General features: G+C 72.2%; 17 protein-coding genes. 13 read left to right on the top strand and 4 right to left on the bottom strand.

Going from position 1 to position 17,739, the window contains the following annotated elements; translation table 11 throughout:
* Positions 1–87: 87 nt before the first annotated feature.
* The 5 genes from ACLHRZ_RS21205 (at position 88) to ACLHRZ_RS21185 (ending at position 5,437) form a co-directional block, all read left to right on the top strand.
* A complete protein-coding gene (locus ACLHRZ_RS21205; protein ID WP_490420065.1) occupies positions 88–1,101 on the top strand; it encodes an ABC transporter permease in 1,014 nt (337 codons plus the stop codon).
* Positions 1,098–2,159, top strand: a complete 1,062-nt coding sequence (locus ACLHRZ_RS21200; RefSeq protein WP_490420064.1) for an ABC transporter ATP-binding protein — start codon at positions 1,098–1,100, stop codon at positions 2,157–2,159. Before ACLHRZ_RS21205 ends, ACLHRZ_RS21200 begins: the two co-directional genes overlap by 4 nt.
* 23 nt (positions 2,160–2,182) lie before the next feature.
* Positions 2,183–3,163, top strand: a complete 981-nt coding sequence (locus ACLHRZ_RS21195; RefSeq protein ID WP_490420063.1) for an ABC transporter ATP-binding protein — start codon at positions 2,183–2,185, stop codon at positions 3,161–3,163.
* A 197-nt stretch (positions 3,164–3,360) separates the two neighbouring features.
* Complete coding sequence (locus tag ACLHRZ_RS21190; RefSeq protein ID WP_490420062.1) at positions 3,361–4,749, top strand: M1 family metallopeptidase; 1,389 nt, start codon at positions 3,361–3,363, stop codon at positions 4,747–4,749.
* Between the two features lie 28 nt (positions 4,750–4,777).
* A complete protein-coding gene (locus ACLHRZ_RS21185; RefSeq protein ID WP_490420061.1) occupies positions 4,778–5,437 on the top strand; it encodes a trimeric intracellular cation channel family protein in 660 nt (219 codons plus the stop codon).
* Between the two features lie 8 nt (positions 5,438–5,445).
* Here the strand turns inward: ACLHRZ_RS21185 and ACLHRZ_RS21180 are convergent, their stop codons facing one another.
* From ACLHRZ_RS21180 to ACLHRZ_RS21170, 3 genes are read right to left on the bottom strand one after another with little or no spacing between them, the layout of a single operon-like run.
* Positions 5,446–6,024: a TIGR03086 family metal-binding protein gene (locus ACLHRZ_RS21180; RefSeq protein ID WP_490420060.1), complete on the bottom strand. Its 579-nt coding sequence runs from the start codon at positions 6,022–6,024 to the stop codon at positions 5,446–5,448.
* A gap of 34 nt (positions 6,025–6,058) precedes the next feature.
* A complete protein-coding gene (locus ACLHRZ_RS21175; protein WP_490420059.1) occupies positions 6,059–6,571 on the bottom strand; it encodes a DinB family protein in 513 nt (170 codons plus the stop codon).
* A gap of 38 nt (positions 6,572–6,609) precedes the next feature.
* Positions 6,610–7,023, bottom strand: coding sequence for a carboxymuconolactone decarboxylase family protein (locus ACLHRZ_RS21170; protein ID WP_490420215.1), 414 nt, complete (start codon positions 7,021–7,023; stop codon positions 6,610–6,612).
* 125 nt (positions 7,024–7,148) lie between these two features.
* On the opposite strand from ACLHRZ_RS21170, the gene ACLHRZ_RS21165 reads away from it, so the two are divergent.
* Positions 7,149–8,318: a cysteine desulfurase family protein gene (locus ACLHRZ_RS21165; protein ID WP_490420058.1), complete on the top strand. Its 1,170-nt coding sequence runs from the start codon at positions 7,149–7,151 to the stop codon at positions 8,316–8,318.
* Positions 8,319–8,429: 111 nt separating this feature from the next.
* A complete protein-coding gene (gene mnmA / locus ACLHRZ_RS21160) occupies positions 8,430–9,584 on the top strand; it encodes a tRNA 2-thiouridine(34) synthase MnmA (protein ID WP_490420057.1) in 1,155 nt (384 codons plus the stop codon).
* A gap of 76 nt (positions 9,585–9,660) precedes the next feature.
* On the opposite strand, the gene ACLHRZ_RS21155 is transcribed toward mnmA, so the two are convergent.
* Positions 9,661–10,401, bottom strand: a complete 741-nt coding sequence (locus ACLHRZ_RS21155; protein ID WP_490420056.1) for a dienelactone hydrolase family protein — start codon at positions 10,399–10,401, stop codon at positions 9,661–9,663.
* Between the two features lie 92 nt (positions 10,402–10,493).
* Between ACLHRZ_RS21155 and ACLHRZ_RS21150 the strand changes: the two genes are divergently transcribed.
* The 6 genes from ACLHRZ_RS21150 to gatC all read left to right on the top strand — a co-directional run bounded on the left by ACLHRZ_RS21150 (position 10,494) and on the right by gatC (position 17,739).
* A complete protein-coding gene (locus tag ACLHRZ_RS21150; RefSeq protein WP_490420055.1) occupies positions 10,494–11,033 on the top strand; it encodes an LOG family protein in 540 nt (179 codons plus the stop codon).
* Positions 11,034–11,048: 15 nt separating this feature from the next.
* Positions 11,049–11,747 carry an SDR family oxidoreductase gene (locus tag ACLHRZ_RS21145; protein WP_490420054.1) on the top strand — a complete coding sequence of 233 codons (699 nt, stop codon included), beginning with the start codon at positions 11,049–11,051 and terminating at the stop codon, positions 11,745–11,747.
* A gap of 13 nt (positions 11,748–11,760) precedes the next feature.
* Entirely contained in the window at positions 11,761–12,771 is a 1,011-nt protein-coding gene (locus tag ACLHRZ_RS21140) for a methionine synthase (RefSeq protein ID WP_490420053.1), read from the top strand.
* 32 nt (positions 12,772–12,803) lie between these two features.
* Positions 12,804–15,062, top strand: coding sequence for an NAD-dependent DNA ligase LigA (gene ligA / locus ACLHRZ_RS21135; protein ID WP_490420052.1), 2,259 nt, complete (start codon positions 12,804–12,806; stop codon positions 15,060–15,062).
* A 173-nt stretch (positions 15,063–15,235) separates the two neighbouring features.
* Positions 15,236–17,332 (top strand): putative bifunctional diguanylate cyclase/phosphodiesterase, encoded by a 2,097-nt coding sequence (locus ACLHRZ_RS21130; RefSeq protein WP_490420051.1) that lies wholly within the window; start codon positions 15,236–15,238, stop codon positions 17,330–17,332.
* A 110-nt stretch (positions 17,333–17,442) separates the two neighbouring features.
* Positions 17,443–17,739, top strand: coding sequence for an Asp-tRNA(Asn)/Glu-tRNA(Gln) amidotransferase subunit GatC (gene gatC / locus ACLHRZ_RS21125; protein WP_490420050.1), 297 nt, complete (start codon positions 17,443–17,445; stop codon positions 17,737–17,739).

Here is a 17,739-nt window from a genome sequence, read left to right as displayed (position 1 = left end):
TCCGCCGCCCGCACCCGAAAGGCAGGTGAAGGCACCCCGGCGGCCGCCGGACGGATCCCCGTCCGGCGGGCCCGGCGCCGCACAGCTGTGGCCGCGTACATCATCCGACGCGTGTTCGCCGCGGTGCTGTTGCTGCTGGTGGTCAGCGCAGTCACCTTCGCGATCTTCTTCCTCGTCCCCCGGATCGCCGGGCAGACGGTGGACCAGCTGGCCGCGCAGTACGTGGGGAAGGACGCCAACCCCTCCTCCGTCGCCGCGGTCAAGCACAACCTCGGCCTCGACCAGCCGATCTACGAGCAGTACTGGCACTTCGTCAAGGCCATCTTCGCCGGCGCCGACTACAGCTTCGGCCCGGACGCGGCCCACTGTTCGGCGCCCTGCTTCGGCTACTCCTTCAAGAACCACATCGAGGTCTGGCCGCAGCTGACCTCGCGCATCCCGGTCACCCTCTCGCTGGCCGTCGGTGCCGCCGTGATCTGGCTGGTGTCCGGTGTGGCGGTGGGCGTGCTGTCCGCACTCCGGCGCGGTTCGTTCTTCGACCGGCTGTCCATGGGCGTCGCACTGGCCGGCGTCTCGCTGCCGATCTTCTTCACCGGCATGCTGGGCCTGGCGATTTTCACCGTCCAGTGGCCGCTGTGGAGTTCGGGCGTGAACTACGTCAGCTTCACCGACAACCCCGCCGAGTGGGCCTGGAACCTGCTGCTGCCCTGGTGCAGCCTCGCCTTCCTCTACTCCGCCCTCTACGCCCGGCTCACCCGGGCCGGAATGCTGGAGACGATGAGCGAGGACTACATCCGCACCGCCCGCGCCAAGGGCCTCAAGGAGAACGTCGTCGTCGCCAAGCACGGCCTGCGCGCCGCGCTGACCCCGATCGTCACCATCTTCGGCATGGACTTCGGCCTGCTCATCGGGGGTGCGGTCATCACCGAACAGGTCTTCTCCTTCAAGGGACTCGGCGAGTACGCCGTCTCCGGCATCCGCGACAACGACCTGCCCGTCGTCATGGGCGTCACCCTGGTCGCCGCCTTCTTCATCGTCGTCTGCAATCTGCTGGTGGACCTGGTCTACGCGGCCATCGACCCCAGGGTGAGGTACTCGTGAGCGAGCCGAACGACCGGACCGGGGAGGCCGGGGACGTCTTCCTCTCCGTCCGGGACCTGAAGATCCACTTCGATACGGACGACGGCCTGGTGAAGTCCGTGGACGGCGTCAGCTTCGACGTGCGCCGCGGCAGCACACTCGGCATCGTCGGCGAGTCCGGCTCCGGCAAGTCGGTCACCTCGCTCGGCGTCATGGGCCTGCACCGCACGGCGCGGGCCCGGATCTCCGGCGAAGTGTGGCTGGACGGCGAGGAGTTGATCGGCGCCGACCCCGACCGGGTGCGCCGGCTGCGGGGCAGCAGGATGGCCATGATCTTCCAGGACCCGCTGTCGGCCATGCACCCCTACTTCACGGTCGGCGCACAGATCGTCGAGGCCTACCGCGTCCACCATGCCGTGGACCGCAAGAAAGCCCGCAAACAGGCCGTCGAGCTCCTGGACCGGGTCGGCATCCCGCAGCCCGACCGCCGCGCCGACGACTACCCGCACCAGTTCTCGGGCGGCATGCGGCAGCGCGCCATGATCGCCATGGCGCTGGTCAACAACCCCGAACTGCTCATCGCCGACGAGCCGACCACGGCCCTCGACGTGACCGTCCAGGCGCAGATCCTCGACCTGATCCGTGACCTGCAGAAGGAGTTCGGCTCGGCCGTCGTCATCATCACCCACGACCTGGGCGTCGTCGCCGAACTGGCCGACGACATCCTGGTGATGTACGCGGGCCGCTGCGTCGAGCGCGGACCGGCCGAAGCGCTCTTCACCCGCCCCCGGCACCCCTACACCTGGGGCCTGCTGGGCTCGATGCCGCGCATCGACCGCGAACAGACCGACCGGCTGATCCCCGTCAAGGGCGCCCCGCCCAGCCTCATCAACGTGCCCGAGGGCTGCGCCTTCAACCCGCGCTGCCCGTACGCGGACGTGCCCGAGGGGGACATCACCCGCACCGAGCGCCCCGAGCTCACGGTCGTGCCCGGCGAGGACGGGCACTACTCCGCCTGCCACCTGGCGCACGAGGAGCGGACGCGCATCTGGACCGAAGAGATTGCGCCCAAGCTGTGAAGGAAGCCGTGGAGGACGGAGCCATGACGAATCCCGGACCCCTGCTCGCGGTGGAGGGGCTGGTCAAGCACTTCCCCGTCACCAAGGGGATACTGCGGCGCCAGGTGGGTGCGGTGCAGGCCGTGGACGGCCTCACCTTCGACGTGCGCACGGGGGAGACCCTGGGCGTGGTGGGCGAGTCCGGCTGCGGCAAGTCGACCATGGGCCGGCTGATCACCCGGCTGCTCGAACCCACCGCGGGGCGGATCGAGTTCGAGGGCCGGGACATCACCCACCTCGGCGTCGCGGGGATGCGCCCGATGCGGCGCGACGTACAGATGATCTTCCAGGACCCGTACTCCTCGCTGAACCCCCGGCACACCGTGGGCACGATCGTCGGCGCCCCCTTCAAGCTCCAGGGGCTCGTCCCCGAGGGCGGGGTGAAGAAGGAGGTCCAGGGGCTGCTGGAGCTCGTCGGCCTCAACCCCGAGCACTACAACCGCTATCCGCACGAATTCTCCGGCGGCCAGCGGCAGCGCATCGGCATCGCGCGGGCGCTCGCGCTCAAGCCGAAGCTGGTGGTGGCCGACGAGCCGGTGTCGGCGCTGGACGTGTCGATCCAGGCGCAGGTGGTCAACCTGCTGGACGACCTCCAGGACGAACTGGGCCTGACGTACGTCATCATCGCGCACGACCTGTCGGTCATCCGGCACGTCTCCGACCGGATCGCCGTGATGTACCTGGGCAAGCTGGTGGAACTGACGGACCGGACGTCGCTGTACACGGCGCCTGCGCATCCGTACACCAAGGCGTTGCTGTCGGCGGTGCCGGTGCCGGATCCTCGGCGGCGCACGCAGCGGGACCGGATTCTGCTCAAGGGTGATGTGCCGTCGCCCATTTCGCCGCCTTCGGGGTGCCGGTTCCGGACGCGGTGCTGGAAGGCCGCCGAGGTGTGCGCGGAACAGGAGCCGCCGCTCCTGGAGCTGCGGACCGGCCACCAAGTGGCCTGTCATTTCCCGGAGTAGGGCGGGTGCGGGTTGTCTTGGGCCGGTCGCGCCCACGCGGCGGAGCCGCAAATGTAACAGCCCCGCGCCCCTTCGGGGCGCGGGAGCGGGGCGCGAGGGCGGGGCGCCATGGCGGGGTGCGTTGCGCATGTGCATGACGAGGCTTCTGCGTGGGAAGAGTCGCCGCGACAGAGCAACCCGCCCCGAAGGAAGCCCACATGGCCCGCACCAGACTCATCGCCCTCGCCACCGCCGCGGCCTCCGCATGCCTGATATCCGCAGCCCCCGCCACGCATCCCTCTCCGGGGGCGCCCGGCATCGGTGACTCCTACTTTCCCCACGAGGGCAACGGAGGCTTCACCGTCCGGCACTACAACCTCGACGTCTCGTACGCCCCGGACACCGGCAGACTCGACGGCCGCACCACCGTCTCCGCGCGGGCCACCCAGAGCCTGTCCTCCTTCGACCTCGACCTCCAGCAGCTGGACGTCTCCAAGGTCGTGGTGAACGGCCGCCCCGCCGCCTTCCGGCACGACGGCGACGAGCTCGTCATCACCCCGCGGCACGCCCTCGCCAAGGGCCGCGCCTTCACGGTGACCGTCACCTACGGCGGCATCCCGCAGGCGCTCGGCGGCCCGATCATCTTCGGGTCCAAGTACGGCTGGATGAAGACCAAGGACGGCGTCTTCGTGGCCTGCGAGCCCAACGCGGCCTCCACCTGGTTCCCGTCCAGCGACCACCCGTCGGAGAAGGCGACCTTCGACATCACGGTCCGGGCGCCCAAGGGCCTGACCGCCGTCTCCAACGGCAGGCTGATCTCCACCCGTGACCGCGGTGCGACCACCGTCACCCACTGGCGCGAGAGCCGCCCCATGGCGACGTACCTGGCGACCGCCACCATCGGCAAGTTCGACGTGCGGACGGGGAAGACCCCCGGCGGCATTCCGGAGTACGTCGCCGTGAACAAGGGCCTGCAGACCGGCAAGACGGACTTCTGGGGCATCACGGCGGCGGCCACCGACTACTGGTCCAAGATCTTCGGCCCGTACCCCTTCGAGGAGACCGGGGCGATCGTCGACGACATGCCGGACGCCCACTTCTCCCTGGAGGTGCAGTCGAAGCCGATCTACTCGGCGGTGCGCAGCGAGACCACGATCGTCCACGAGCTCGCCCACCAGTGGTTCGGCGACTCGGTCTCCGTCGAGCGCTGGAAGGACATCTGGCTCAACGAGGGCTTCGCGACCTACGCCCAGTGGCTGTGGGACGAGCACAAGGGCACCCGCAGTGCCCACGACTCCTTCCGGAAGGCGTACGACGGCTACAAGCCGGACGATGCGTTCTGGAAGATCGACGTGGCCGACCCGCAGCGCGACACCATGTTCTCGGACTCGGTCTACGAGCGCGGGGCGATGACCCTGCAGATGCTCCGCGAGCGGATCGGCGACAGGGCGTTCTTCAAGCTGCTGCCCGCCTGGACCGCGCAGCACCGGTACGGCAACGCGAACACCGCCCAGTTCGTCGCGCTGGCCGAGAAGATCTCGGGCAAGGACCTCGGCGATCTGTTCGCCACCTGGCTGTCGAGCCCCGGAAAGCCTGCGCTGCAGTAATCGTGTACGCGACGAGTAAGAATGTCGCGTGCTCACCGATCTGTTCAGTCCCACCGTCCAGCACTCGCTGGACCTTGCCGGGATCTTCGTCTTCGCGATCTCCGGCGCGCTGCTCGCCGTCCGCAAGAACTTCGACGTCTTCGGCATGGCGGTTCTGGCGGAGGTCACGGCGCTGGGCGGCGGGCTGCTCCGAGATCTGATCATCGGGGCCGTGCCGCCCGCGGCCTTCACCGACCTCGGCTACTTCGTCACGCCGCTGGTCGCCACGCTGATCGTCTTCTTCCTGCACCCGGAGGTCGAGCGGATCACCAAGGCGGTGGGCGTCTTCGACGCGGCCGGGCTGGGGCTGTTCTGCGTGGCGGGCACGGTCAAGGCCTACAACCACGGGCTCGGCCTGCCCTTCGCCGCCACCCTCGGCCTGGCCACCGCCGTGGGCGGCGGCGTGCTGCGCGACATACTCGCCCACGAGGTGCCGTCCCTGCTGCGCTGGGACCGCGACCTGTACGCCGTGCCCGCCATGGTCGGCGCGGTCATCGCCGCCCTGCTGATCCGCTACGGCGCGTTCAACGGCCCCACCGCCGCGGTGCCGGTCGTCACCGCGTTCGTCCTGCGGCTGCTGGCCATGCACTACCACTGGCGTGCGCCGCGCGCCTGGCACCGCAGGAGCGCGGCCGCCGAGGAGGTCTGAGCCCTCTCTCAGACCGTCCGGCCCAGCCAGGCCGCCAGCCGCGTGTACGCGTCCGCCCCCTCCGGGGCCGGCTGCACCGGCCCGAACGGCACCCCTTCGCCGCGCCGGTCGGCGGTCAGCTTCTCGCGGGCCCACTCCAGCGCGTACTCCCCGAGCTCCTGGTCCAGCGGCAGCGGGTGGCCGAGGGCCTGCGAGAGGTCCCAGGTGTGGGCGACGGTCTCCAGCACGCATCCCGAGGCGAGGTACGCCCGGCCCGGCATCTCGCCCCACGGCACGGCGACGGGCATGTCGAGCTTGGCATCGTCCGCCCAGGCCGCCGCCAGCCGCGCCCGGCCCGCCTCGTAGGCCGCGGCCCAGCCGTCGTCCGGCACGTCCGCGACCGGGGCGATCCGCCGGGGCTCTCCGGTCTCGCCCAGGCTGGCACCGGCGTTCAGGCCGCCGACGAGGTGCGCGAGCAGGGCGCGTATGTCGAACTCCTCGCACGGCGTGGGATCGCCGAGCCGCCCGGCGGGCACGGCCGCGACCAGTCCGGCCAACTGGCCGGTGGCGCGGGCGAAGAGGGGGCGGGGGTCGGTGGTGAAGTCCATGGGAAGTCTCCGTGTCGTGTTCGCAGGTCGGGCGTCAGGCGCCGAGGCGCGCGGTGGTGCTCGCGCCGTCGAGGCCCTCGCGGACGATGTCGGCGTGGCCCGCGTGCTGGGCCGTCTCCCGCAGCAGGTGCAGCAGGATCCGGCGCACGGGCCAGTGCTCCTGCCGGCCCGGCGCCCAGGGCGCCTCCGGCAGCGGGACCACCGCGCCGAGGCCGGGAAGGACGGCGACTGCCGCGTCGGTGTCCCTCGCCGCCGCCTCGTACGCGGCCACCATGTCCCGCAGCGTGCCGCCCTGCGGCATGCGGTACTGGTCCATGTCCCACATGCCGTCCGGGGTGGAGCCGTCGCCCGCGGTCATGACGTGGGTCCAGACCCGCTCGGCCCGGGTGAGGTGGTGGAGCACCCCGCCGACCGTCAGTTCGCTGACGGTCGTGCGCTCGGCGGCCTGCGCGTCGTCGATTCCCTGCGCGGCGATGAGGACCATGCGCCGCTGATCGGCGAGGGCGCGCAGAAGTTCGTCGCGTTCGCCGGTGTCGGAGTGCGTCATGGGAACGACGTTAGTGATCATGTAGGGCGGGGCGCGTCCTAGTTGCCCACGGGCAGCAGCCCGCGCTCGGCGAAGACCTTCTTGGCCACGAACGTCGCGTTGAGGGCCTTGGGGATGCCGCAGTACACCGCCGAGTGCAGCAGGGCCTCGACGACCTCCGTCGGCGTCAGGCCCACGTTCAGTGCGCCGTTGACGTGCACCTCCAGCTGGGCCTCGCAGCCGCCGAGGGCGGTCAGCATGCCGAGCGTGACCAGCTGGCGCTCGCGCGGGGCCAGTTCCGGGCGGGCGTAGATCTCGCCGAAGGCCCAGGAGATGACCTGGTTGCCCAGCTCCGGGGAGATGTCGGCGAGGGACTCGACGACGCGGTGGCCGGCCTCGCCGTCGACCGCGTCCAGCATGGCCAGGCCGCGCTCGTAGCGCTCGCCGAGGGCCGTGTCCTGCCGGTTGTCCATGCCGTTCCCGTTGCTCATGGACATGACCGTAGGAGTTGGAGTGCGCTCCAACGCAAACGCCGCTCCGCGCACGGCCGGGACGCCCGGTACCGCCCGGCGGGCCGCCTCGTAGAATCGTGCCCACCATGGCCTACCTCGACCACGCCGCCACCACCCCGATGCTCCCTGAGGCGGTGCAGGCGATGACCGCCCAGCTCGCCCTCACGGGCAACGCCTCCTCGCTGCACGCCGCCGGGCGGCGGGCGCGCCGCACCGTCGAGGAGGCGCGCGAGTCGCTCGCCGCCTCGCTCGGCGCGCGCCCCAGCGAAGTGGTGTTCACCGCGGGCGGCACCGAAGCGGACAACCTCGCCGTGAAGGGCCTGTTCTGGGCCCGCCGCGCCGCCGACCCGGCCCGTACGCGCGTCCTGGCCAGCCCCGTGGAACACCACGCCGTGCTCGACGCCGTCGACTGGCTCGCCGTGCACGAGGGCGCGACCGTCGAATACCTGCCGGTCGACTCCTACGGGCGCGTGCACCCGGACGCGCTGCGCGAGGCGATCGTCCGCAACCCCGCCGACGTCGCCCTGGCCACCGTCATGTGGGCCAACAACGAGATCGGCACCGTGCTGCCGGTGCGCGAACTGGCCGACGCGGCGGCCGAGTTCGGCATTCCGCTGCACGCCGACGCGGTGCAGGCCTTCGGCCAGCTCGACGTGCGGTTCGCCGACTCGGGGCTCGCCGCGATGACGGTCAGCGGCCACAAGATCGGCGGCCCGTACGGGATCGGCGCACTGCTGCTCGGGCGCCAGTACGCGCCCGTACCGCTGCTGCACGGCGGCGGCCAGGAGCGGCACGTGCGCTCCGGCACGCTCGACGTGCCGGCCGTCGCCGCCTTCGCCGTCGCGGGCGCGCTGGCCGCCGAGCGGCGCGAGGAGTTCGCGCGCGAGGTGGGCGCCCTGCGGGACGAGCTGATCGCGGGCGTGCGGAGGTCCGTCCCGGACGCGGTCCTGGGCGGCGACCCGGACCCGGCGGGCCGGCTCCCGGCCAACGCGCACTTCTCCTTCCCGGGGTGCGAGGGCGACTCGCTGCTCCTGCTGCTGGACGCGCAGGACATCGCCTGCTCGACGGGCTCCGCCTGCACGGCCGGGGTGGCCCAGCCGAGCCATGTGGTCCTGGCGACGGGGACGGATCCGGAGCTGGCGCGGGGGACGCTGCGGTTTTCCCTGGGTCACACGTCGACGCGGGAGGACGTGGCGGCGGTGGTGGAGGCCATCGGACCGGTGGTGGAACGGGCGAGGAGCGCGGGGCTGAGCTGAGGGGGCCGCGCCCCGCAAGGGGCGCGGGGCTGTATCGATATGCGGCTCCGCCGCGTGGGCGCGACCAGCCCGTGACGGCCCGCAGCCGAGGGACCGTACCCTGGAGAGGCTATGACTGACTTCCCCGGTGCCCCCGACTCCCAGGCCCCCCGCAAGGGGCTCCGCGTACTGGCCGCCATGTCCGGCGGAGTGGACTCCGCCGTCGCCGCGGCGCGAGCCGCCGAGGCCGGACATGACGTGACCGGCGTGCACCTGGCCCTGTCGGCGAACCCGCAATCCTTCCGCACCGGCGCCCGCGGCTGCTGCACCATCGAGGACTCCCGCGACGCCCGCCGCGCCGCGGACGTCATCGGCATCCCCTTCTACTGCTGGGACCTCGCCGAGCGCTTCCGCGAGGACGTCGTCGAGGACTTCGTCGCGGAGTACGAGGCCGGCCGCACCCCCAACCCCTGCCTGCGCTGCAACGAGAAGATCAAGTTCGCGGCGCTGCTGGACAAGGCCCTCGCGCTCGGCTTCGACGCGGTGTGCACGGGCCACTACGCGACGGTCGTGCTGAACGAGGACGGCACGCGCGAGCTGCACCGCGCGAGCGACATGGCGAAGGACCAGTCGTACGTCCTCGGCGTGCTGGACGAGCGGCAGCTCGCCCACGCGATGTTCCCGCTGGGCGACACGATCACCACCAAGGAGGAGATCCGCGCGGAGGCGGAGCGCCGTGGCCTGGCGGTGGCGAAGAAGCCCGACAGCCACGACATCTGCTTCATCGCGGACGGCGACACCCAGGGCTTCCTGGCGAAGCGCCTGGGCAAGGCCGAGGGCGACATCGTCGACGAGTCCGGCACCAAGGTCGGCACCCACGAGGGCGCCTTCGGCTTCACCATCGGCCAGCGCAAGGGCCTCCGCATCGGCCACCCGGCCCCGGACGGCAAGCCGCGCTACGTCCTGGACATCTCGCCGGTGGACAACACGGTGACGGTGGGCCCGGTGGAGGCGCTGGACGTGATCGCCCTGACCGCGATCAAGCCGCGCTGGTGCGGGGTCGCCCCCACGGAGGCGGGCACGTACACGGCCCAGCTGCGCGCCCACGGCGGGGAGACGGAGGTCACGGCGGAGCCGGTGGGGGAGGAAATCCGCGTCCGCTTCTCGGAGCCGGTCCGGGGCGTGGCCCCGGGGCAGGCGATCGTGCTGTACGACGGGACGCGGGTGGTGGGGTCGGCGACGATCGCGGCGACGGAGCGGGTTGCCCTGCGGGCGGCCCATCGATGATCAGTACACGATCACGCTGACGATCCGCTCTGCCAGGTCCGCGCCCAGGCGCTCGACCGCCACCCCCCTCGACGGATCACCCGGCCCTGAGCGTCCGGGCGAAGAAGGGCAGCAGCCGGTCCCAGTGCAGCTGGATTCCGGACGGGCTGAAGACCGGGGTGTCGGACATCGTGAAGCCGTGGGCCGTGCCCGGGTAGACCTCGGAGGTGCAGCGGACCCCGGCCGCGTCCAGGGCCTTGTCGAACTCGGGCATGGGCGCGTCCTGCTCGGCCAGGCCGAAGAGGAGTTCGGCACGCAGCCGCGGGGCGAGCAGGTGCGGGCTGTCGGGCGTCTCGTCGACCAGGCGGCCGGGGTGGAAGCCGGCCACGGCGGCCACGTCGTCGGGGCGGGACGCCGCCGTGCGCACCGCGAGGACCGCGCCCATGCAATAGCCGACGACCCCGGCCGGGCCGGGGTGGACCTCGGGTTGGGCGGCGAGGAAGTCCAGGTAGGCGTCGGCGTCGCTCCGCACCCGCTCGGCGGTGAGCTGCTGCATCATCGGGGCGAGGTACCCGAAGAACGCCTCGCGGGCCCCGGGGGCGCTCAGATCGGGCACCTCGAACAGGGGCGCGCGGCCCTGGCGGTAGAAGGTGTTCGGGGCGAGGACGCAGTAGCCCTCGGCGGCCAGTTGCTCGGCCAGTGCGTGGATCACCGGGCGCAGTCCGAGGGCGTCCATGTAGAGCAGGACGCCGGGGTGTTGGCCGCCGTCGTCGGGGACGGCGAGGAAGGCGTCGGCCGTGCCGTCGGGGGTCGTGATGTCAACTGTCCTGGTGGGCATGCGGCTTGCTCCTTGTCGAGGTATCGGGATGGTGCGAGCGTAGCGGGGATCCCGGACATCGGCCCATCGACCCCACGCGTACCGTAACCCCCATGAAAATCACCGTCTTCTGCTCCGCCGCCGACCTGCCCGACCACTACACCGCTCCCGCCCGCGAGTTCGCCGAACTCGTCGGCAAGGGCGGCCACACCATGGTGTGGGGCGGCTCCGAGTCCGGGCTGATGAAGGTGATGGCGGACGGCGTGCAGGAGAACGGGGGCCGGCTGGTCGGCGTCTCCGTCGAGTTCCTGGCCGCCAAGGCCCGCCGGAACGCGGACGAGATGGTCGTCGCCAAGGACCTCGCCGAGCGCAAGGCGGGGCTGCTCGCCCGCGGTGACGCCGTCGTCGTCATGGTCGGCGGCACCGGCACGCTCGACGAGGCGACCGAGATCCTGGAGCTCAAGAAGCACGGGCTGCACACCAAGCCCGTCGTGCTGCTGAACACGGCCGGGTTCTACGACGGGCTGGAGCAGCAGTTCCGGCGGATGGAGGAGGAGGGGTTCCTGCCGCTGCCCCTCGCCGAGCTGGTGTTCTTCGCCGAGGACGGGGCGAGCGCCCTCGCCTACCTGAACAGCGTCGTCGCGGGTCGGTAGGGCAAGCTGTTACCCATGGCTACACATGTGATCACCGGCGCGGGCTCCGGCATCGGCGAGGCCGTTGCGCGGCAACTGCTGGAGCGCGGGGACGAGCTGTGGCTGTTCGCGCGGGACGTGGGGCGGGCCAAGGAGCTGGCCGGCCGCTTCCCCGGCGCGCACACGCTCGTCGCCGACCTGGGCAGCCCCGACCGGCTCTCCTGGGCCCTCGGCCACCAGACCCTGCCGGACCGGATCGACTCGCTGCTGCACATCGCCGGGGTCGTCGACCTCGGCGGGATCGGCGAGCTCACCCCGAAGACCTGGAACGGCACCCTCGCCGTCAACCTCGTCGCCCCCGCCGAGCTGACCCGGCTGCTGCTGCCCCAGCTGCGGGTCTCCAAGGGGCACGTCGTCTTCGTCAACTCCGGTGCGGGGCTGCGGGCGAACGGCGGGTGGGGCGCGTACGCGGCCAGCAAGCACGGGCTCAAGGCGCTCGCCGACGCGCTGCGCGACGAGGAGCACGGCAACGGCGTACGGGTCACCAGCGTCTACCCGGGCCGCACGGCCACGCCCATGCAGCAGAAGGTGCGGCAGCAGGAGGGCCAGGAGTACGACGCGTACCGCTGGATCGACCCGCGCTCGGTGGCCGCGACCGTGCTGCTCGCGCTCGACCTGCCGCGGGACGCCGAGATCAACGACCTGTCCGTGCGGCCCGGGTACTCGGGGGCCTGAGTACCCTTCCGGGGTGAGCGAGAAGAACACTTTTTCCGTCGCCCCCGGAACCGCCACCGGGGTCGGGTCGATGCCCGGCGGCGATGCGCGCGAGGCCGCCAAGACCGTCTCCGGGTCGCTGGAGACCCTGCCGTACCTTCCGGAGCTGCCCGGCCGCGGGCCCGGAGCCGACATGATCGGCCGGACCGCCGGGATGCTGGTGGAGGTCTTCGCCCACGTCGAGCCCAGCGGCTGGCGGATCGGCGACCGGCCCGGCCGGGACACCCGCCGGGCCCGCTCCTGGCTGGGCGAGGACCTCGACGCCCTGGAGGAGTTCACCCAGGGGTACGAGGGCACGCTCAAGGTCTCGGCCGTCGGCCCCTGGACCCTCGCCGCCGCGCTGGAACTGCGCGGCGGCGAGGCCGCGCTGAACGACGCCGGCGCCTGCCGCGACCTGACCGGCTCGCTGGCCGAGGGCCTGCGCAACCACCTCGCCGAGGTCCGCCGCCGGGTGCCCGGCGCGCAGGTGGTGCTCCAGCTCGACGAGCCCTCGCTCACCGCCGTGCTGCGCGGGCAGATCCGTACCGCCAGCGGCTACCGCACCTACCGGGCCGTGGACCGGGCCGTGGTCGAGGGGGCGCTGCGGGACGTCGTCGCGGTCGCGGACGGCCCGGTCGTCGTGCACTCGTGCGCCCCCGGCGTGCCCTTCGCGCTGCTGCGCCGCGCGGGGGTCGCAGGAGTCTCGTTCGATTTCTCCCTCCTCACCGAGCGTGAGGACGATGCGATCGGTGAGGCGGTCGAGGCGGGCACGACGCTCTTCGCGGGCGTGGTGCCCGGCACGGACGGTCCATTGTCGGACCCTGCCGGTAGCGTCATGGGTGTCAGGACGCTGTGGCGCAGGCTGGGGCTGGCACCGGGGACCCTCGCGGAGTCCGTGGTGGTCACTCCGTCGTGCGGGCTCGCGGGTGCTTCGCCCGCATATGCCCGCCGGGCCCTGGAGCACTGCGTCCGGGCGGCCCGATCGCTCGCGGACAACCCGGAGTGACGGCACGCATGGAGCAACGGGAGGACGGAACGGTGGCTGTCGAACAGCGGGGCGAGGAGCTCGACGAGCTCGCGGCGCAGGCCACGGTGCCCGCGGAGGCGCGGGAGAAGCACGCTCGGCTGGCCGAGCAGATCGAGGAGCACCGCTTCCGGTATTACGTGAAGGACGCCCCGGTCATCAGCGACGCCGCCTTCGACAAGCTGCTGCGCTCGCTGGAGGCCCTGGAGGAGCAGCACCCGGAGCTGCGCACCCCGGACTCCCCGACCCAGAAGGTCGCGGGCGCGTACGAGACGGAGTTCACTGCCGTCGAGCACCGCGAGCGCATGCTCTCCCTCGACAACGCCTTCGACGACGAGGAACTGACCGCCTGGGCCGAGCGCATCGCCAAGGAGATCGGTGACGGCGAGGGCACCGCCTACCACTTCCTGTGCGAGCTCAAGGTCGACGGCCTCGCCGTCAACCTCACCTTCGAGCACGGCCGGCTCACCCGCGCCGCCACCCGCGGCGACGGCCGCACCGGCGAGGACATCACGCCCAACGTCCGCACGATCTCCGAGATCCCCGACCGTCTCAAGGGCGACCGCATCCCCGCGCTCGTCGAGGTGCGCGGCGAGGTCTACTTCCCGATGGAGAAGTTCGAGGAGCTCAACGCCCGCCTGGTGGAGGCCGGCAAGCCCCCCTTCGCCAACCCGCGCAATGCGGCGGCCGGTTCGCTGCGCCAGAAGGACCCGCGCATCACGGCCACCCGCCCGCTGCACATGGTGGTCCACGGCGTCGGCGCCCGCGAGGGCTTCGACATCGACTGCCAGTCGCACGCCTACGAGCTGCTGCGCGAGTGGGGTCTGCCGACGGCCGCGCACGCCAAGGTCGTCGACTCCCTGGACGGCGTGCGGAAGTTCATCGCGCACTACGGCGACCCGGACGTCCGGCACTCCATGGAGCACGAGATCGACGGCGTGGTCGTCAAGCTCGACGAGGTGCCCCTGCAGGGGCGGCTCGGCTCCACCTCGCGCGCCCCGCGCTGGGCCATCGCCTGGAAGTACCCCCCGGAGGAGGTCAACACCAGGCTGGTGGACATCCGCGTGGGCGTCGGCCGCACGGGCCGGGTCACGCCGTACGCGGTCGTCGAGCCCGTCACGGTGGCCGGCTCCGAGGTCGAGTTCGCCACCCTGCACAACCAGGAGGTCGTCAAGGCCAAGGGCGTCCTCATCGGCGACACCGTCGTGCTGCGCAAGGCGGGCGACGTGATCCCCGAGATCCTGGGCCCCGTGGTGGACCTTCGGGACGGCACGGAGCGGGAGTTCGTGATGCCCGCCGAGTGCCCGGAGTGCGGGGCCGGGCTGCGGCCGATGAAGGAGGGCGACATCGACCTCCGCTGCCCCAACGCCCGTTCCTGCCCGGCCCAGTTGCGCGAGCGCATCTTCTACCTCGCCGGCCGCAAGTCGCTGGACATCGAGGCGCTGGGCGAGGAGACGGTCCGCGCACTCACGAGCCCCGACGAGGGCCCCCGGGCGCTGTCCAGCGAGGCCGACCTGTTCGACATCAAGGTCGAGGACCTGCGCGACGTCAAGATGTGGCGCCGTGACACCCGAAAGGGTGCGAAGGAGGACGACCGTGTCCTCGCCTCGTACTTCTACGGCCAGGAGAAGACCGTGGGCCGCGGCGAGGAGAAGCGCACGCTGCCCGCCGAGCCCAAGGAGAACACCAAGCGGCTGATGAGCGAGCTGGAGAAGGCCAAGCAGAGCCCGCTCTCCCGTGTGCTCACCGGCCTGTCCATCCGGCACGTGGGCCCGGTGGCCGCCGTCGCGCTGGCCCGCGAGTTCCGGTCGCTGGAGCGGATCGCGGAGGCGGGCGAGGAGGAGCTGGCGGCGGTCGAGGGCGTCGGCGGCACCATCGCCGCCTCGGTGCGCGAGTGGTTCGCCGAGGACTGGCACCGCGAGATCGTGGAGAAGTGGAAGGCCGCCGGCGTCCGGATGGAGGAGGAGGCCGGGGCCGACGAGGGCCCCCGCCCGCTCGCCGGACTGACCGTCGTCGTCACGGGTACGCTCTCCACCCACACCCGGGACGCGGCCAAGGAAGCACTCCAGAGCCGGGGGGCGAAGGTGACGGGTTCGGTGTCGAAGAAGACGGACTTCGTGGTCGTCGGGGACAACCCGGGCTCGAAGTTCGACAAGGCGATGCAACTGAAGGTTCCCGTGCTGGAGGAGGACGGTTTCGCCGTCCTGCTCGGGGACGGGCCCGAGGCGGCGCGCGCGGCTGCCGTGCCCCAGGAGGCCACCCCGGCGGAGTAATGCCCGCATAGTCAGTGGGCATTACCCCTACAGCGCCTGCTGGACGGCTGCAGAAGGCCGGATCGCATTCGGGCAACCGCTGCCGATCGCTGCCCGCCGTAGCCTTCTGCGGCCTACTGTTGAGATGTGCGCCTGCCGTGGCGCGGGCACCGCCGGCTGTGAGAGGGACGGGCATGAAACCCACCGACAGCGCCGAACCGGCATCCCGGCTGCGCAGGCTCCGCCCACCCGCGCTGCCGACGGTCTGCACGGCCGCGGCCGCACTCGCGTTCACGGCCGGAACGGCCCGTGCGGCCGGCACGGGCCGGGCCCTGTTCCCCGGTGGCACGACCGGCTGGTCGCTGGCCACCCTCACCGCGCTCATCGTCGCCCATCTCGTCGCCCTCGGCCGGGACCGCTGGTGGGGCGGCACCGGCTCCGGTGCCGCCCTCACGCTGGCCGTGCTGCTGCTCTACGGCTGGCTCCCGTCCGCGCTGGTGAGCATCGCGGTCGTCACCCTCGTCGCGGCCGCCCGCCGGCACCGCTGGCGGCAGGCCTTACTCCACGGTGCGGTCGACATCCTCGGCATCGCCGCGGCCGGGCTGGCGCTCGCCGGATGCGGCGTCAGCGCCAGCGTGGAGTCCCCCTGGCCGCCGGACAGCTGGCAGCTGTCCGCCGCGCCCCGGATCGCCCTGGCGGCCTTCGTCTACCTCGCCGTCACCCGCTCCCTGCTGTGGTACTCCATGGCCCCGCGGGTGGCGCTCACCAGCGTCGCCCGGGCCGCCCTGGTGCGGCAGGCCCTCGTCGGCGGCGCGCTGCTCGGCATCGCCCCGCTCATCGCCGTGGTCGCCGACCATTCGCCGCTGCTGCTCCCGCTGTTCGCGGTGCCGCTCATCGCGCTGGACTCCACGCTGTGGATAGCCCGCGCCCGCGCCGAGGAGCAGCTGCGCGACCCGCTCACCGGGCTGCCCAACCGCCAGTGGCTGCTGGAGCGCACCTGGACGGCCCTGGACGAGGCCGAACAGGCGGGCACCCGGGCCGCGTTGGTCCTGATCGACCTCGACCGCTTCCGGTCCGTCAACGACACCCTCGGCCACCTCGCCGGCGACCGGCTGCTGCTGCAGATAGCGGACCGGCTGCGGCTGGCCCTGCCGCGCGACGCGGAGGCCGCCCGGCTCGGCGGCGACGAGTTCGCGGTGCTGCTGCCCACCGCCGACTCCCTCACCAGCGCCCAGCGGGTGGCCCGTTCACTGGTCGGCACCCTCGGCTCGCCGCTCGACCTCGACGGGCTCACCCTCGTCCTGGAGGCGAGCGCCGGCGTCGCCGTCTACCCCGACCACGCACTCGACGCCGAAGGCCTGCTGCGCCGGGCCGACGTGGCGATGTACCAGGCGAAGCGGGACCGCAGCGGCGTCGAGGTCTACGAGGCCCGCCGCGACGGCAACACCCCCGACCGGCTGGGGCTGTTGGGGGATCTGCGACGTGCGCTGGACGCCGGCGAGGTCGAGCTGCACTACCAGCCGAAGGTGGGCTTCGACGGCCACGTCGAGGGCCTGGAGGCGCTGGTGCGCTGGGTGCACCCGGAGCGGGGCCGGGTCTCGCCGGACGAGTTCATCGCGATAGCCGAGTCGTCCGGGCTGATGCCGCGGCTGACCGAGTACGTGCTGGAGACCGCGCTCGGCCAGGTCGCGAAGTGGCGGGCGATGGGCCTGGAGGTGCCGGTCGCCGTCAACGTCTCGCCGCGCGACGTCCACACGCCCGGCTTCGCGGGCTCGGTGGCGGCGCGTCTCGCCCGGCACGGGGTGCCTGCGGGGGCGCTGCAGCTGGAGATAACCGAGCACGTCCTGCTGGAGGACCCGCAGCGCGCCGCCGACACCCTCGCCGGCCTCACCGGCCACGGCGTCAAGATGTCCCTGGACGACTTCGGCACGGGCTACTCCTCGCTCGTCCACCTGCGCCGCCTCCCGGTGAGCGAGCTCAAGATCGACCGTTCCTTCGTGGCCCGCCTCGCCATCGACAACGAGGACGCCGAGATCGTCCGCTGCACCCTGGACCTGGCCCACTCCCTGGGCCTGCTGGTGGTCGCGGAGGGCGTCGAGGACGACGAGACCTGGGAGCGGCTGCGGGACCTGGGCTGCGACGCGGTCCAGGGCTGGCTGGTGGCGGCCGCGATGCCGCCGGACGAGACGACGGCCTGGCTCCGGCTCCGCCAGGAGGGCGGCTGGCGCCGGGAGACCGAGGCCCTGCACGCCGGGGCGGCCTCGCAGGCCGAGGAGGACGCGGTCACCTGAGGGCCGCGCAGGGTGGGTTCCCCGGCCCGGAAACAACGGTCAGGCGGGCCGTCGGCCGGAGGCCATAGGATTGGCCCCGAAACCTACACACTCACCCTGAGGATCGCTGCATGCCTGGCATCACGCGCGAGGAGGTCGCTCACCTCGCCCGGCTGGCACGTCTGGAGCTGCAGGGCGAAGAGCTCGACCACTTCGCCACCCAGCTCGACGACATCATCGGCGCGGTCGCCCGCGTCTCCGAGGTCGCCGAACAGGACGTCCCGCCGACCTCCCACCCGCTGCCGCTGACCAACGTCATGCGCCCGGACGAGGTCCGTCCGTCGCTGACCACCGAGCAGGCGCTCTCCGGCGCCCCTGCCCAGGAGCAGCAGCGTTTCAAGGTGCCGCAGATCCTGGGGGAGGAGTAA

It is taken from the genome of Streptomyces sp. AM25 (assembly GCF_058146165.1).
The sequence above is the reverse complement of the archived record's forward strand: the minus strand, read 5'-3'. Positions and strand labels throughout refer to the sequence as shown.

What these genes read in the sequence shown, in the direction of transcription:
- ACLHRZ_RS21195 (WP_490420063.1), top strand. Translation starts at nt 2,183, where the DNA reads ATGACGAATCCCGGACCCCTGCTCGCGGTGGAGGGGCTGGTCAAGCAC.
- ACLHRZ_RS21190 (WP_490420062.1), top strand. Translation starts at nt 3,361, where the DNA reads ATGGCCCGCACCAGACTCATCGCCCTCGCCACCGCCGCGGCCTCCGCA.
- ACLHRZ_RS21180 (WP_490420060.1), bottom strand. Translation starts at nt 6,024, where the DNA reads ATGGACTTCACCACCGACCCCCGCCCCCTCTTCGCCCGCGCCACCGGC.
- ACLHRZ_RS21175 (WP_490420059.1), bottom strand. Translation starts at nt 6,571, where the DNA reads ATGACGCACTCCGACACCGGCGAACGCGACGAACTTCTGCGCGCCCTC.
- ACLHRZ_RS21170 (WP_490420215.1), bottom strand. Translation starts at nt 7,023, where the DNA reads ATGGACAACCGGCAGGACACGGCCCTCGGCGAGCGCTACGAGCGCGGC.
- ACLHRZ_RS21165 (WP_490420058.1), top strand. Translation starts at nt 7,149, where the DNA reads ATGGCCTACCTCGACCACGCCGCCACCACCCCGATGCTCCCTGAGGCG.
- mnmA (WP_490420057.1), top strand. Translation starts at nt 8,430, where the DNA reads ATGACTGACTTCCCCGGTGCCCCCGACTCCCAGGCCCCCCGCAAGGGG.
- ACLHRZ_RS21155 (WP_490420056.1), bottom strand. Translation starts at nt 10,401, where the DNA reads ATGCCCACCAGGACAGTTGACATCACGACCCCCGACGGCACGGCCGAC.
- ACLHRZ_RS21150 (WP_490420055.1), top strand. Translation starts at nt 10,494, where the DNA reads ATGAAAATCACCGTCTTCTGCTCCGCCGCCGACCTGCCCGACCACTAC.
- ACLHRZ_RS21145 (WP_490420054.1), top strand. Translation starts at nt 11,049, where the DNA reads ATGGCTACACATGTGATCACCGGCGCGGGCTCCGGCATCGGCGAGGCC.
- ACLHRZ_RS21130 (WP_490420051.1), top strand. Translation starts at nt 15,236, where the DNA reads ATGAAACCCACCGACAGCGCCGAACCGGCATCCCGGCTGCGCAGGCTC.
- gatC (WP_490420050.1), top strand. Translation starts at nt 17,443, where the DNA reads ATGCCTGGCATCACGCGCGAGGAGGTCGCTCACCTCGCCCGGCTGGCA.